At 68.7% G+C, this 14,518-nt stretch carries 14 protein-coding genes; 3 read left to right on the top strand and 11 right to left on the bottom strand.

Annotation, left to right across the window (positions count from 1 at the left end):
- Nucleotides 1-66: 66 nt before the first annotated feature.
- Both ASF08_RS17495 and ASF08_RS17490 read left to right on the top strand, forming a co-directional pair.
- Nucleotides 67-1,005, top strand: coding sequence for a pirin family protein (locus ASF08_RS17495; RefSeq protein WP_056147717.1), 939 nt, complete (start codon nucleotides 67-69; stop codon nucleotides 1,003-1,005).
- Between the two features lie 69 nt (nucleotides 1,006-1,074).
- Entirely contained in the window at nucleotides 1,075-2,826 is a 1,752-nt protein-coding gene (locus ASF08_RS17490; RefSeq protein WP_056147714.1) for a monovalent cation:proton antiporter-2 (CPA2) family protein, read from the top strand.
- Between the two features lie 11 nt (nucleotides 2,827-2,837).
- Here the strand turns inward: ASF08_RS17490 and mnhG are convergent, their stop codons facing one another.
- From mnhG to gntA, 10 genes are all read right to left on the bottom strand, one after another.
- Entirely contained in the window at nucleotides 2,838-3,179 is a 342-nt protein-coding gene (mnhG, locus tag ASF08_RS17485; RefSeq protein WP_018041824.1) for a monovalent cation/H(+) antiporter subunit G, read from the bottom strand.
- Nucleotides 3,176-3,460 carry a K+/H+ antiporter subunit F gene (locus ASF08_RS17480; protein ID WP_018041825.1) on the bottom strand — a complete coding sequence of 95 codons (285 nt, stop codon included), beginning with the start codon at nucleotides 3,458-3,460 and terminating at the stop codon, nucleotides 3,176-3,178. Before ASF08_RS17480 ends, mnhG begins: the two co-directional genes overlap by 4 nt.
- 10 nt (nucleotides 3,461-3,470) lie before the next feature.
- Nucleotides 3,471-3,962, bottom strand: a complete 492-nt coding sequence (locus ASF08_RS17475; protein WP_056147712.1) for a Na+/H+ antiporter subunit E — start codon at nucleotides 3,960-3,962, stop codon at nucleotides 3,471-3,473.
- Nucleotides 3,959-5,566, bottom strand: coding sequence for a monovalent cation/H+ antiporter subunit D (locus ASF08_RS17470; RefSeq protein WP_056147709.1), 1,608 nt, complete (start codon nucleotides 5,564-5,566; stop codon nucleotides 3,959-3,961). Before ASF08_RS17470 ends, ASF08_RS17475 begins: the two co-directional genes overlap by 4 nt.
- Nucleotides 5,563-5,931: a Na+/H+ antiporter subunit C gene (locus tag ASF08_RS17465; protein WP_018041828.1), complete on the bottom strand. Its 369-nt coding sequence runs from the start codon at nucleotides 5,929-5,931 to the stop codon at nucleotides 5,563-5,565. Before ASF08_RS17465 ends, ASF08_RS17470 begins: the two co-directional genes overlap by 4 nt.
- Nucleotides 5,931-8,861, bottom strand: a complete 2,931-nt coding sequence (locus ASF08_RS17460) for a monovalent cation/H+ antiporter subunit A (protein WP_056147706.1) — start codon at nucleotides 8,859-8,861, stop codon at nucleotides 5,931-5,933. The genes ASF08_RS17465 and ASF08_RS17460 overlap by 1 nt, the downstream gene beginning before the upstream one ends.
- Nucleotides 8,862-9,058: 197 nt before the next feature.
- Nucleotides 9,059-9,622 carry a DNA-3-methyladenine glycosylase gene (locus tag ASF08_RS17455; RefSeq protein WP_082473256.1) on the bottom strand — a complete coding sequence of 188 codons (564 nt, stop codon included), beginning with the start codon at nucleotides 9,620-9,622 and terminating at the stop codon, nucleotides 9,059-9,061.
- A 14-nt stretch (nucleotides 9,623-9,636) separates the two neighbouring features.
- Nucleotides 9,637-10,353, bottom strand: coding sequence for a ribonuclease HI (gene rnhA, locus ASF08_RS17450; protein WP_018041834.1), 717 nt, complete (start codon nucleotides 10,351-10,353; stop codon nucleotides 9,637-9,639).
- A gap of 51 nt (nucleotides 10,354-10,404) precedes the next feature.
- On the bottom strand, nucleotides 10,405-11,052 hold the full coding sequence (locus ASF08_RS17445) for a DUF1989 domain-containing protein (RefSeq protein WP_056147698.1): 648 nt from the start codon (nucleotides 11,050-11,052) through the stop codon (nucleotides 10,405-10,407).
- Entirely contained in the window at nucleotides 11,033-11,755 is a 723-nt protein-coding gene (gene gntA, locus ASF08_RS17440; protein WP_056147696.1) for a guanitoxin biosynthesis heme-dependent pre-guanitoxin N-hydroxylase GntA, read from the bottom strand. The genes ASF08_RS17445 and gntA overlap by 20 nt, the downstream gene beginning before the upstream one ends.
- Before the next feature lie 344 nt (nucleotides 11,756-12,099).
- On the opposite strand from gntA, the gene ASF08_RS17435 reads away from it, so the two are divergent.
- Complete coding sequence (locus tag ASF08_RS17435) at nucleotides 12,100-12,657, top strand: GrpB family protein (RefSeq protein WP_056147693.1); 558 nt, start codon at nucleotides 12,100-12,102, stop codon at nucleotides 12,655-12,657.
- Between the two features lie 60 nt (nucleotides 12,658-12,717).
- Here ASF08_RS17435 and ASF08_RS17430 read toward each other — a convergent pair whose 3' ends face one another.
- A complete protein-coding gene (locus tag ASF08_RS17430; protein ID WP_056147688.1) occupies nucleotides 12,718-14,178 on the bottom strand; it encodes an aminotransferase-like domain-containing protein in 1,461 nt (486 codons plus the stop codon).
- Nucleotides 14,179-14,518 lie beyond the last annotated feature (340 nt).

The raw sequence follows: 14,518 nt of genomic DNA, 5'->3' as shown, positions 1-14,518 counted from the left end.
CCAGGCCGAGCTTGCCCTGTGAGCCGCGATACATTTCAGTCGGACCGAGCAGAAGGGAAACGGGCGATGAGCTGGCACAGTGCGGACGACCCGGCTCCGGGCGATCACTTTTCCTGCGACGCGATCAAGACCCTGATCGTTCCCCGCTCGCGGGATCTCGGCTCGTTCTCCGTGCGGCGGGCCCTGCCGTCGACGCAGTGCCGGATGGTCGGTCCCTTCATCTTCTTCGACCAGATGGGGCCGTCCGAGTTCCTGCTCGGCCAGGGCATGGACGTGCGGCCGCATCCGCATATCGGCCTCTCCACCGTCACCTACCTGTTCGACGGCGAGATCATGCACCGGGACAGCCTGGGCACCGAACTGCCGATCCGTCCGGGCGAGCTCAACTGGATGACGGCCGGTCGCGGCATCACCCATTCGGAGCGGACCGGCGCCGGGCTGCGCCGGACCGGCTCGAAGTTGTTCGGCATTCAGGCCTGGGTCGCGCTCAGCGGCAAGGACGAGGAGACCGCCCCCGCCTTCGAACATTACGACGCGGATGCGCTGCCGGTCCTCACCGGCGAGGGCAAAATCGTCCGGCTGATCGCCGGCGAGGCCTTCGGCGCCAGATCGCCGGTGCGGACGTCGAGCCCGATGGTCTATGCCGACGTGATGCTCGAGGCCGGCGCTGTGCTGCCCTTCGACCCGACCTATGACGAGCGCGCGATCTACACCGTCTCCGGCGCCATCGACATCGCTGGCGACGGGTTCGGCCCCGGCCAGCTCCTCGTTTTCAATCCCGGCGACCGCATCAGCGTGCGGGCCACCGAGGCCGCGCGCTTCATGGTCCTGGGCGGTGAGCCCATGGACGGGCCGCGCCATCTCTGGTGGAACTTCGTCTCCTCGCGGCCGGAGCGGATCGAGCAGGCCAAGGAGGATTGGCGCCAGGCCCGGTTCGACACCGTGCCCGGCGAATCCGAGTTCATCCCCTTGCCCGAATCGCCTCCGCCCGTGCGCTACCCCTGATGCGTGAAAACGGGGCGGGGCCGATGGGGCCTCGCCCGCGAATCCCCTCCGAGAGGACATGTCGACATCATGGCTGTTGAAGCATCCGGTGCCGCGAGTGAACTCGTCCAGGTCGTGGCGCTGCTCGCCGCCGGCGTCGTCGCGGTGCCTGTGTTCAAGCGGATCGGCCTCGGCTCCGTCCTCCGCTACCTCGTGGCGGGGCTCGCCATCGGCCCGTTCGGCCTCGGCCTGTTCTCGGATGCCCAAGCCATCCTGCATGTGGCGGAACTCGGCGTGGTGATGTTCCTGTTCATCATCGGGCTGGAGATGGAGCCGTCGCGGCTCTGGGGCATGCGGCGCGAGATCTTCGGCCTCGGCCTCGCCCAGGTCGGCGTCTGCATCGCCGCGCTCATGCTCGTCGGCATCGCCATGGGGTTCTCGCCTGCCATCGCGTTCGTGGCCGGCACCGGCTTCGTCCTCACCTCCACCGCCATCGTCATGCAGCTTCTCGAAGAGCGCGGGTCGCTCTCGACGCCGAAGGGCCAGCGCATCGTGGCGATCCTCCTGCTGGAGGACCTCGCCATCGTGCCGCTCCTCGCCATCGTCGCGCTGCTGGCCCCCGGCGGGCAGGCGACCGGCACGATGGACCGCGTCTATGGCATCGGCGTCGCCCTCGGGTCGGTGGCCGCCCTGGTGGCGGCGGGGCGCTGGCTGCTCAACCCGCTGTTCCGCCTGCTGGCCGCTTCCAAGGCCCGCGAGGTGATGACGGCGGCGGCCCTCCTCGTCGTGCTCGGCTCGGCCCTGGCCATGCAGCTCGGCGGGCTGTCCATGGCCATGGGTGCATTCCTGGCGGGCGTCCTCCTCTCGGAATCGAGCTTCCGGCACCAGCTGGAGGCCGATATCGAGCCGTTCCGGGGCATCCTGCTCGGCCTGTTCTTCCTCGGCGTGGGCATGTCCCTCGACCTCACGGTCATCGCCGCGAACTGGGCGCTCATCCTCACGAGCGTCGCCGCCTACATGGTGGTGAAGAGCGTCGTCATCTACGCCGTCGCCCGCCTCCTGCGCGCTTCGCATCCCGAGGCGATGGAGCGTGCGGCCCTGATGGCTCAGGGCGGCGAGTTCGCCTTCGTGCTCTATGCCGCCGCCGCGAGCGCCGGCATCATCGACGGCACCACCAACGCCATCCTGACGGCGACGATCATCCTCTCCATGGCCCTCACGCCGCTGATGGTGATCGCCTTCGACCGCTTCGGCCCCAAGGCCTCGGTCTCCACGGAGGGTGTCGAGGTGCCGGAGAACCTCGTGGGCAGCGCCCTCATCATCGGCTTCGGCCGTTTCGGGCAGGTGGTGAGCCAGCCGCTGATCTCGCGCGGCTGCTCGGTCTCGATCATAGACACCAACCCCGCCTATATCCGTGTCGCCGAACAATTCGGCTTCAAGGTCTATTACGGCGATGGCACGCGTCTCGACATCCTGCACGCGGCCGGGGCCGCCACAGCACGGGCGATCCTGATCTGCATCGACGACCGCGAGGCCGCTCGGCGCATCGCCGAACTGGCGAAGGCCGAGTTCCCCCTCGTGCCCGTCCTCGCCCGCGCCCGCGACCGCGAGCACGCGATCGAGCTCATCCATGCCGGCGTCGCCTACCAGCTTCGCGAGACGCTGGAATCCGCCCTGGCCTTCGGCGAGCAGGCGCTCCTGGCCATCGGTGACGAGCCGGATTCCGCCAGCGCAGTCATGGCCGAAGTCCGCCGCCGCGACGCCGAGCGTCTCGAGATGGAGACCGTGGGCGGGATCTATGCCGGGCGCGACCTGATCCGGGGGAATGCGGTGGAGGCCTGAGGCGTGGGGTCTCACACCTCCGGCGGAGCGTCGGGATTGCGCTCTTGGCGGTCGCGCTGCGCCGCCGCGCGGGCGAGGAGCAGCAACGTCACCGGGGTCGTCACGGTGAGGAACACGCCAATTAGCGCGTCACGCAGGACGAGGCGGCCCTCGATCAGGGACAGGAGCAGCATCGAGCTCATGAGGATCAGCGCCATGCCCAGTGTCGCGCCCAGGGTGGGGGCATGGACGCGCTCGTAGAACGTCCGGAGGCGGATGAGGCCGAAGGCGCCGGTGAGCGAGAACCCCGCGCCGACGATCGCCAGCGCCACCACCAGCCACGCGGCCCAGACGGGCAGTTCGGCGCCGTTCACTGGATCACCTCGCCCTGCATCAGGAACTTCGCCAGCGCCACTGTGGCGGTGAAGCCGATCATGCCGAGGATCAGGGCGGCCTCGAAATAGAGGCCGCTGCCGGTGCGCATGCCGTGGACCACCACCGCCAGCATGCCGTTGAGGTAGAGGGTGTCGAGACCGAGGATGCGATCCTGCGCGCGGGGGCCGCGCAGCATCCGCCATGCGGCGAGCGCCATGGCGAGAACCAGCATCCCCTGGGCGAAGCCGAGCCCCCAGTCGAGAACGGTGTTGGCGCTCATGCGAAGTACCTCATGGGGCGAAAATCTGCATCAGGGGGCGCTCGTAGCGGTCCTTCACCCGCCGCACCCATTCCTCGCCATCCGTGTAGTCGAGCACGTGGATGAGTAGGCAGCCCGTGTCGGAATCGTACTGGACCCAGAGGGTGCCGGGCGTGCCGGTGAGGATGATCGACAGGATTGCGAGACCGAACGGCGCGCGCATGTCGAGGGGGATCGTGACGAAGCCGGTCCGCCGCTCGCCCCCGCGAAGCCCGAGGATGATGCGGGCGACATCGATGTTCGAGCGCACCATGTCGTAGAGCACGATCACGGCGAGCCGCGCGAGGATGCCGGGCGCGCGCACCCGCACCGAGGGAGGCCGTAGCGCCAGCATGACGGCGGGAACCATGAGGCCGACCAGCAGCGCCAGAAGGACGTTGCCCGGGGAGAGCGGCGCGTTCAGCAAGAGCCAGGTCGCGGCGAGGCAGGCCGACAGGATGGGGTAGGGCAGGAGGCGGCTCACGATCCACCGCCTTCCCGCGTCGGCCCGAGGACGGCGCGAACGTAATCCTGCGGCTGGGCCAGCCAGCGCACGGTGTCGTCGGCATAGGCGAGGGCCGGGCCGCCCCAGACGGCGAGGGCCACACAGGCGGCGAGCAGGCCGGCGAGAGCGGTGAATTCCGAGAGGCGCAGGACCGGCGGCGGGTCGTCGCTCGGAACCCAGAGGTTCTTGATCCCAAGCCGCACCATCGGCATCAGCGTGGCGAAGCTCGACAGGGTCAGCGCGGTGATGAGCCACCAGGCGGACGCGGTCATCGTGCCCGTGGTGAGCCCCGTGAAGATCGCGAGCTTGCCGACGAAACCGGAGAGCGGGGGAACCCCCGCCAACATCAGCGTGCAGACGAGGAAGCCGCTCCCGAGGAGCGCCACGGCCGCCGGGATCGCCCGGCCGATCTCGGTGGCGTCGGCATCATCGAACGGGTCGCGGTACTCGTCGGCGAAGACGGCCTGGGCGGCCTCCAGCGGGTCGCGGCCGCGCTGGAGGATCTCGGCCAGCAGGAACAGGGCGCCCGCCGCGAGGGTGGAGCCGAGGAGGTAGTACAGGGCGCCCGAGAGCGCCCCGTCATTGCCGCTCCCTAAAGCCGCCAGCACCGTGCCCGACGAGATCATCACCGCATAGCCCGCCGCCCGCGTGAGGTCGCGCGCGGCCAGGATGCCGATGGCGCCATAGGCCATCGTCGCGAGCCCGGCGGCGAGAATCCAGGTCTGTCCGAACCCCTCCGACAGGCCGGCCCCGAACAGCAGCAGGCTCAGGCGCACCACCACGTAGATGCCGACCTTGCTCAGGATCGCGAGAATCGCGGCCGCCGGCGCGCTCGCCGCCGCGTAGGTGGTGGGCAGCCAGAATCCGAGCGGCCAGGCGCTGCACTTGATCAGGAAGGCGATGCCGAGGATCGCGCAGCCGATTTCGAACAGGGCGAGTTCCCCCGCCTCCGGCGCGGCGAGCCGCCGGGCGAGGTCGGCCATGTTGAGGGTCCCCATCGTGCCGTAGATGAGGCTGACGCCGACGAGAAAGAACAGCGAGGCGACGAGATTGACCGCGATGTAGCCGAGGCCGGCCCGGATCCGCGTCTCGCCCGATCCGTGCAGGACGAGACCGTAGGAGGCGGCCAGCATCACCTCGAAGAACACGAACAGGTTGAACAGGTCACCGGTGAGGAAGGCGCCGTTCACGCCCATCAGGAGCAGGAGGAACAGGCCGTGGAAGCGCGGCCCCGCCCGGCCCCAGCGGGCGAAGGAGAAGACCAGGGCGCACAGGCCCAGCACGCTGCCGAGCGCCAGCATGAGGGCCGACAGCCGGTCTGCCACCAGCACGATCCCGTAGGGCGCGGCCCAGTTGCCGAGGCGGTAGATCTGCGCGGCCTCGCTCGCGCGCCAGACGAGGATGAGGGATATGCCGAGGAGGGCCAGCACCGTGGCGAGGCTGAGCGCCCCTTTCAGCCGACTCCGGCGCTCGTCCATGAGGAACATCGCCCCGGCCACCGCGATCGGCAGAACGATGGGCAGGACGACGAGATGGTCGGTCCAGTCGCTGACCAGGGGGGCATTCAGAACCGTGGCGTTCATGGATGCGGGTTCTCTGGATTCGGCTCCGCCAGGTGCGGCTCGCGGCCGTCCACATGGTCGCTGCCGGTGATGCCGCGGGCGGCGAGCAGCACGACGAGGAAGAGCGCGGTGAGCGCGAAGCCGATCACCAGGGCGGTGAGGACCAGGGCCTGCGGCACCGGATCGTCCACGGAGACGATGTCGGCCCCGGCCCCGAGCACCGGCGGCGCGCCCACCGTCAGCCGGCCCATGGCGAAGATGAACAGGTTGACGGCGTAGCTCAGCAGCGAGATGCCGAGCACGACCTGGAAGGTGCGGGGACGCAGCATCAGCCAGATGCCCGAGGCGGCGAAGACGCCGATCCCCAGGGACAGCACGATCTCCATCAGGCGGGCTCCTTCTCGACGGCCCGCTCCGCCGCCGCCTCGACGGGGCGGGTGCGCCGCAGGGATTGGTGCGCCAGGGCGACGAGCATCAGCGCGCTCGCGCCCACCACCAGCACCATGATCCCGAGATCGAACAGCAGCGCGCTCGCCACCGGGACCTTGCCCAGGAGCGGCGGCTTCCAATAGGCGAAATAGGCGGTCAGGAACGGACGCCCGAACAGCCAGGAGCCGGCGCCGACCGAGACGGAGACCAGCAGGCCGATGCCGATCCACGAGATCGGCTGGATCCGCAGCCGCTCCTCCACCCACTGAGCGCCCTGGGCCATGTATTGCAGCATGAAGGCGATGGTGAGCGCGATGCCCGCCGCGAAGCCGCCGCCCGGCAGGTCGTGGCCGCGCAGGAACAGGTGCAGGGCGAGGAGGACGATGAAGGGGAACAGCCACGTCATCACCACGCGTGGGACGAGGAGAGCATCGGCGGTGGTGTCGCCGAGCTCGCGGCCCTCGCGGGCATCGTCATAGGCGTCGTGGTTCACCTGCTGCTTGGGAGGCCCCAGACTGTCGGAGGCGGGTCGGAAGCGGCGAAGGAGCGCGAACACCGTCAGGCCGACGATGCCCAGCACGCAGATTTCGCCCAGGGTGTCGAAGGCCCGGAAATCCACCAGCAGGACGTTGACGACGTTGCGTCCGCCCGCCTGCGGGTAGGCCTCCTCGATGAACCAGCGGGCGATCCCGTCGACGGCGGGCCGGGTCATCACCGCGTAGGCCAGCCCGGCGAGCCCCAGGCCGGCAAAGGCGGCGATGCCGAGATCGATCATCCGTCGACGGCGGGACCGCGTCTTCTCCCAAGCCGGCGCCGGAATCGCCGCGTCACGCTTGGGCAGCCAGCGCAGGCCCAGCAGCAGCAGCACGGTGGTGACGATCTCCACCAGGATCTGCGTCACCGCGAGATCCGGGGCGGAGAGCCAGAGGAAGGTGAGGCTGCTCACGAGCCCCGCCCCGCCGACGAAGATGGCGGCGGACAGCCGGTGGTACTTCGCCCGCTCCGCCGCGCCGATGGCGCAGGCCGCGCCCACGAGCCACATCAGCGCGAAGGCCGGATCGAACTCCGTGGTCTTGCCCGGCGCGAACAGGTCGAGGCCCCGTGCCGCTCCCGTCACTACGGCGGCCAGGAGCACGGTGAGGAAAAGAATGCGCAACTGCGCCTGGAGGCGCTCGGCGCCGAGCCCGGCTTCCAGGCGGCGCGCGCCGTTCACGAGGCCGGTCATGGTCCGCTCGAACAGCCAGCCGCCGTCGATCCGGTCCATCAGCCAGGGTCCGCCGCGGGGGTTGGTGTTGATCCGCCGCCCGAACGCAACATAGAGCGCGATGCCGCCCAGCAGCGCCACCATGCTGAGCGCCAGCGGCGCGTTGAAGCCGTGCCAGATGGCGAGGTCGTAATCGGGGGTCCGCTCACCCAGGACCGCCCGGACCGCGCCTGCAAGGAGGGGGCCGATCGTCAGGTTCGGCACGAGGCCGATGGCGACGCAGACGAGGACGAGGAGCTCGATCGGGATGCGCATCCAGCGGACCGGCTCGTGGGGCGCGTGCGGCAGGTCGTGCGGGGCGGGTCCGAAGAAGGCCTGCCGGATGAAGCGCACGGAATAGAGCATGGTGAAGGCGCTCGCCAACGTCGCCAGTACCGGCAAAGCGAGGTTGAGCAGGTGGCCGTCCGCGTTGTCGACCGCCTCCGCCAGGAACATCTCCTTCGACAGGAAGCCGTTGAGGAGCGGCACGCCCGCCATCGCGGCGGCGGCGACCATCGCCAGGGTGGCGGTATAGGGCATGGCCTGCCACAGGCCGCTGAGGCGGCGCATGTCGCGCGTCCCGGTCTCGTGGTCGATGATGCCCACCGCCATGAACAGCGAGGCCTTGAACGTCGCGTGATTCACCGTGTGGAAGATCGCCGCCACGACGGCCAGCGGTGAATCGAGGCCGAGGAGCAGGGTGATCAGCCCGAGATGGCTGATGGTGGAATAGGCGAGCAGACCCTTGAGGTCGTGCTGGAAGATCGCGCTCCACGCGCCCACCAGCATCGTGATCATGCCGGCGGTGCCGACGATCCAGTACCAGGCCTCGGTGTCGGCCAGCACCGGCCAGAACCGGATCATCAGGAAGATGCCGGCCTTCACCATGGTGGCCGAATGCAGGTAAGCGCTGATCGGCGTCGGTGCCGCCATGGCGCGCGGCAGCCAGATGTGGAACGGGAACTGCGCCGACTTCGTCAGCGCGCCGGCCAGCACCAGGACCAGGGCCGGCAGGTAGAGCGGATTGTTGCGGATCGCGTCGCCCGAGGCGAGCACCGCCGAGAGGTCGTAGCTGCCGACGATCTGCCCGATGAGCACCAGACCGACGAACAGGCAGAGGCCGCCCGCCGCCGTGATGGTCAGCGCCATCCGCGCGCCGTCCCGTGCGGAGGCGTTGTCGGACCAATAGCCGATGAGCAGGAACGAGACGATGCTCGTCAATTCCCAGAAGACGAAGAGCTGGATCAGGTTGCCCGAGAGCACGATGCCCAGCATCGCGCCGACGAAGGCGAGGAAATACGAGAACAGACGCGGCACCGGGTCCGCTTCCGCCATGTAGTAGCGCGCATAGAGCACCACGAGCGCGCCGATTCCGAGCACCAGGACGGCGAACAGCCAGGACAGCCCGTCGAGCCGCAGCACGAACCGGACGCCGAGCGTCGGCAGCCAGTCCACCGCCCAGATAACGGGGTCCGGGCCGGCGACGGCGGGGTAGAGCAGCCCGATGCAGGCGAGGCAGGTCACCATCACGACACCCGCAACGATCGCGGCGGCGTTGCGTGCGTGGCCCGGCAGGCAGATCGCCACGACACTGCCGAGGAAGGGCAGGATGGCGGCGGTGGCGAGGAGCAGGTGAGGCGGCATCGGCTCGGGCAAGACCCTCGTTGGGCGGGACCGCCATCCATGGGTTGTGGAGGGGATCCCGGCGAAGCGAAGAGCGGAGCGCTCGCGCGGATAAGCTGCGGTATAGGCTGCAACATCAGACGTGGCGAGGGCGGAGAGCCGCGAGATTCCGGGAATTACCGCGACATCGAAGGCACTTCCGCCCTGTTCCCGCCGGCCTATTCCCGTCGGCGCGACACCGGCTTGCTGAGATAGGCCGATCCCGCGAGGAGGAAGCGCCAGGGGGTATCCGCCCCACGCGTGATGCCGATGCGGCGGTCGGCCACGATGTCCGGCGTTGCGCTCCGTCGCTCCAGTTGGAAGGGCGGCCGGTCGAGAGGAAGGCCGTCGTGCAGGCTCGTCACCGCCAGGGCCTGACACAGGCGGCCCGGCCCCGCGCAGAGGAGGCGGAGCGCGTCGAGCCCGCGCCGCTCGCGCATGGTCTCGATCCCCTGGCCCGGCTCGATCGCGCGGATCAGTACCGCGCTCCCCGGTTCGCAGACGAGGTTGAGGCACCAATGCATGCCGTAGGAGCGGTAGACATAGGCATGGCCCGGCGGCCCGAACATGCTCGCATTGCGCCGGGTCGGGCCGTTGAAACTATGGGAGGCGGGGTCGCTCCGGTCATAGGCCTCGGTCTCGACCACGAGCCCGCCGATCCCGGAGACGAGGAGGCGGCATCCGATCAGGTCTGAGGCGACCGCCGCCGCCGGCCGCGCATAGAAATCCGCCCCGAGGCTCACGGCTTGCCCAAGGCTCACGGCTTGGCGGAACCGCCATCCAGCACGCGGGCGATGCCGTCTGGCCCGAGCTTCAGCGCCACGCGGATCGCCCGTTCGACGAAGGCCTGGGGCGTGAGGCCGGCGAGCTTGGCCCCCCGCGACACGTCGAGGCCGAGGCCGAGATCGATCGCCACCTGCGTCGTGCGGGGGGCAGGAGCCGGTGCTTCCGCCGCCACGCCCGGAGGAGGCACCACCGCCGGGACGGCGGGGGACGGAACCGGCTCGCTCGCCGGAGCCAGTCCGAGGGCCTGCCGCCGGCCCTGTGCCGCCAGCCGGTCGGCGCGCTCGTTGCCGACATTGCCGGTATGGCCCCGCACCCAGGTCCATTTCACGTCGCGGGCGGCGTTGAGGGCGTCGAGTTCCTGCATCAGTTCGACGTTCTTCACCGGCCCGGTGCTGGTGCGCCAGCCCTTCGCCTTCCAGCCGCGCATCCATTCGGTGACCGACTTGATGACGTACTGGCTGTCGCAGCGCATCTCGATCGCCGAGCCGGGGGGGAAATGCGACAGGGCCTTGATCGCCGCCGTCAGTTCCATGCGGTTGTTGGTGGTGGCACGATCACCGCCGCAGAGTTCGACCTTGCCCTCCGGGCCCTCGATCACCACGCCCCAGCCGCCGGGGCCGGGATTGGGATCGCAGCCGCCATCGGCATAGGCGACGGCGCGGGCGAGGGCGGGCTTCGTGGTCGTCATGGCGCTGGTCTCGTGTCCGGGGCAGCGGGGCCCCTAGCACGAGGCGCAGGGTCAGGGCGATTGCGGCGCCGCATCTGCGGGCCGGATCTCGTAATGGATCGGCTTGAAGGCATTGTTGTTCGATTGCAGGGCCGAGCAGGCGGTGAGGCCGATGATGAGGTCGGTCTCGGCCTCGAAGGTCACGTGATCGCCGGCCCGGCTCAGGGGCGGCTCGACCTTCAATTCCCCGGTCTCGCCGTTCACCACGACGTTCATGAACACGTTGAAGGCCACCGGGATGCGGTCCGGTTCGATGCCGTAGGGCGCGAGCGCGGCGGCGAGGTTGCCGAAACAGCCGTGGTGCGGATGTGTGTCGCCATAGATGATCCGGAACGTGTCGGCCGAGCACGGGGTAAGCAGGAAATCGTGCCGCCCCACCGTATCCTCAACGATGCGCAGGAGGACGTTGGAGCGGTTCGAATAGATCGGATCGCCCGTCGTGAGGTAGATGCGGCTGGCGTAGTCGAGGGTGCGGCCCGACGAGATAACCTCGTCGCGGTCGGCCACGGAGAAGGCGAGGAGGTCTGCCACCTGTTCGCCCTTCGGGTCGATGATGGTCAGGCGGTCGCCCTTGGCGAGCTCGAAGGCGACGCCGCTGCGGGGCGCGATTTCCTGGCGACGGATCGGGGGGAGGGCGGTGTCAGGCGGCATCGCGGCCATCCTCGGCGAGGCGGTCGTTGTCGCCCTTGGCCCGACCCTGGAACGGGCAGACCCAGTCGCCGCCGACGGCGCGGCCGCTGTACTGGCGCGCCTCGGAGGCATCGCCGTGCCGGGCCAGCATGGGGTTGATCGATCCGGCCAGCGCCTCGTCGCGGGCGAGGATCGCCGAGCGCAGCCCCTCGTAGCGGCCCTCTTCACGCAGCTGCTCGAACTGTGCGCGCACATTGAAGACGAGGACGGGATGCGAGAAGCGGCGGGCCGGCCGGCTCGCGCCGGGATGCATCCCAACGAGGAAGAATGCCTCGCCACCGAAGGACAGGGCGAAATGCGGGTCGTCCGGGTCGGCCTGCACGCGCTTGTCGTAGCGCTGGCCGAGGAAAGCGTCCTTGTCGGACAGGGATTGCACGCGATCCCAGAGGTGCCCCTCGAACCGCTCCTCGGACAGGGGCGACGCGTCCTCGAACACCACGGCGAAGCTCTGGAACAGCTTCGGGTTCGCCCGATAGCGACAGATGAAGGCGAGGAGCGCCGGATAGATCCGTGTGTCGTCCCAGCCCGAGGCGACGTCGCGGGCGACCAGCACCTTCAGTTGGCCCTTGGCAAGGGCGGATTTCGCGCCGACGCAAGGGAAGGGCTGATCCTTGATGAAGGCGTGGAATTTCAGCGCGAGGGGATGCACGGAATCGTCGGTGGGAAACAGCATGAGGCTCCGGATCGTCGTCGGTCGAGGCTGACCCCGAGGAGGACATGGCAAACCGATCGCCGCCGGGGAGGTTCCGCCCCGTGCAGGGACAGGTCGTCGCTGTCCACAGGATTTCCCGAGATCAGCCAAGATGAGGGCCGATCCATTGCCGGCTCTGATTTGGGCCGATTGGTCTTGTTTCATACATTGCTCCGAACTCATCGTGCGATCCGCTAGGCACATCTTGAGAGCGACTTGCCGCGGATCTACCGAGACCCTGCTTTGGCTGGCGGCCGGAAGCCGACGGAGCTGGGCCACGACATTCCGATTGCGGAACAGAGCCACCAGTTCCACCATGGCAGACCATGCAGATCCTTATCGTTCCTCCTCAGGCCAGTTGGTCGGCCGAGTTTGCTGCTTTGAAACCTGCTCTGCTTCGGGCGGCACCGGCCGGGTCGTACATCCATCATATTGGCTCGACGGCGGTGCCAGGATTGGCGGCAAAGGATGTGATCGACGTTCAACTGACAGTAGACGACCTTGAACGGGTGGAAGACGCGGCATTCGAGCGAGAGGGCTTCCAAAGTACGCGCATCCTGAGCGACCACTGCCCTCCGAGACTCGAGCTTCCTGCTCGGGAGTTGGAAAAGCGATCCTATCGAGGCCAGGGTCGAGCAGCGAACGTGCACGTCCGACAGAAGGGCCGCTTCAACCAGCGTTTCGCCCTGGTCTGTCGAGACTTTCTGCGTGCCCGGCCCGTTGCCGCCGCTTCTTACGCTTTGATAAAGCAGCGTCTAGCAGAACGTTTTCCGGCTGATGCCGAGGCCTACTACGATATCAAGGACCCTGTGTTCGATATCATTGTCGAAGGCGCCAACGCTTGGGCCGAGCTCGTCGGATGGTTCGAGCCGCCCGGCGACTGATCCTCCGTCAACAGCCATCACGAACACCCCAAGTGGGCACGAAGCGTCCGATGTGATCCGCTAGATATAAGCCGAAGCCAGCGCAGGCGAGTGCGACAGGGCATGGGCCAGGATTTCCAGCGATTGCGCGATTTCCGCGCGGCCGGCCAGGCCGCCGAGGCAGATCCGCACGGCTTCCGGGGCTTCGCCGGCGGCGAGGAAGGCGTCGCTCGCCACCGCGCCGATCCCCGCCGCGCGGGCCTGGCTGGCGAAGGCCGAGCGGGTCCAGCCCTCGGGCAGGGATAGCCAGAGGTGGAAGCCGGCGGGGTCGGCGGTCGCGCCGTGCCGCCCCAGCATCCCGGTGGCGATGCCTTGGCGGACCCGGGATTCCGAGCGGACGAAGGCGAGGATCGCCTCGGCGGTGCCGTCGCCGATCCAGCGCGTGGCGAGGGCCGTGGTGATCGGCGAGGCCATCACCGTGGAGGCGCGCAGGGCCGCCGTCAGCTGGAGCGCCGCCCGCGCGCTGGGCGCCAGCATGTAGGCGAGCCGCAGGCCGGCGCCGAGGCATTTGGCGAGGCCGGCCACGTGATAGGTGATCTCCGGTGCCAGCTGGTAGAAGCTCGTCGCCGGTGTCACCGGCACGAAACCGTAGGCGTCGTCCTCGATGATCGCCACGTTGTAGCGTCGTGCCACGGTGACGATGTCCGCGCGCCGCGCCGGCGAGATGGTGATCGTGGTCGGGTTCTGCAGGGTCGGGTTGAGGTAGAGCGCCTTCGGCGCGTGCCGGGTGCAGGTGGCCGCGAAGGCGGCGGCGTCGATCCCCTCCGCATCCATGGGCAACCCGACGAGGCGCATGCCGAGATGGGCGGCGAGCGCCCGCGCGCCGGGATAGGTCAACGTCTCGCAGCAGATCGTGTCACCCGGTTGCGCCACGAGACTCATCACGGCGCCGATGGCGGCATGGGCGCCGGGGCAGATCAGCAGGCGGTCGCGGGACGCTTCGAGGCCGCGGCGGCGCAGCCATTCGATCGCCGCGTCCTTGTCCTCGGGGGTACCGCCGAAGCCCTGGTAGCGCAGCAGGTTCGGCAGGTCCTCCGAGACCGAAGCGAGGCCGCCCTGCATCCGTGCCAGCAGGGCCGGGTCGTCGGGTTCGGGGGGCAGGTTCATGGTGAAGTCGACGGGGCCGTGCCGGCGCGGGGCCATGATCCTGAGTGCCGGCACCGGCATCGCCGGACCGGCCACGAACGTGCCCTGGCCGACCCTCGCCTCCACGAGGCCACGGCGCTGCGCCTCCACATAGCCGCGCGCCACGGTGGTGAAGTTCAGCTCCAGCCGCTCGGCGAGCGCGCGCTGCGGCGGCAGGCGTTCGGCGACGGCGAGCCGTCCGGTGCGGATATCGTCGGCGATGGCCTCGGCAATGGCGAGGTAATGCGGCTTGCCCCAGCGCCCGAGATCCGGCGTCCAGCCGTCCGGCGGCGGAGATGGGCTCGTCGTCGGCCCGGCGCTGCGGCCCGGCTTCCTCGATCCTCGTCCGATTGCCATCGCAGATCCAGTCAATATCCATCCCATGTTGGATTGTATGGATAGCAATCGTCGTGCCGCCGAACCCCTGAGTTGGTTCCGCATGGAATTCCAGTCAATACAGTCAAATAAGTCGGCAGTATCCGGATGCATGTGTCCAGCATCTATGCATCCGGTGTTCGGTTTTTAGGCATCGTCGCGAGCGAGAGAGATGGCGCATCTCACTGCGTATTGACTGCATGATTGTATGAATTGCCCAGCGTGGAATTGGCTGGATCGCATTGTCTTCGACGCTGGCACACGGATTGCCATCCCCTGATAGGCCGTCGCCGGCAATGATCGCGGCGGACATCGCGATATC

Origin of the sequence: Methylobacterium sp. Leaf85, assembly GCF_001422125.1 — a bacterium.
GTDB classification, from domain to species: Bacteria; Pseudomonadota; Alphaproteobacteria; order Rhizobiales; family Beijerinckiaceae; genus Methylobacterium; species Methylobacterium bullatum.
The sequence above is the reverse complement of the archived record's forward strand: the minus strand, read 5'-3'. Positions and strand labels throughout refer to the sequence as shown.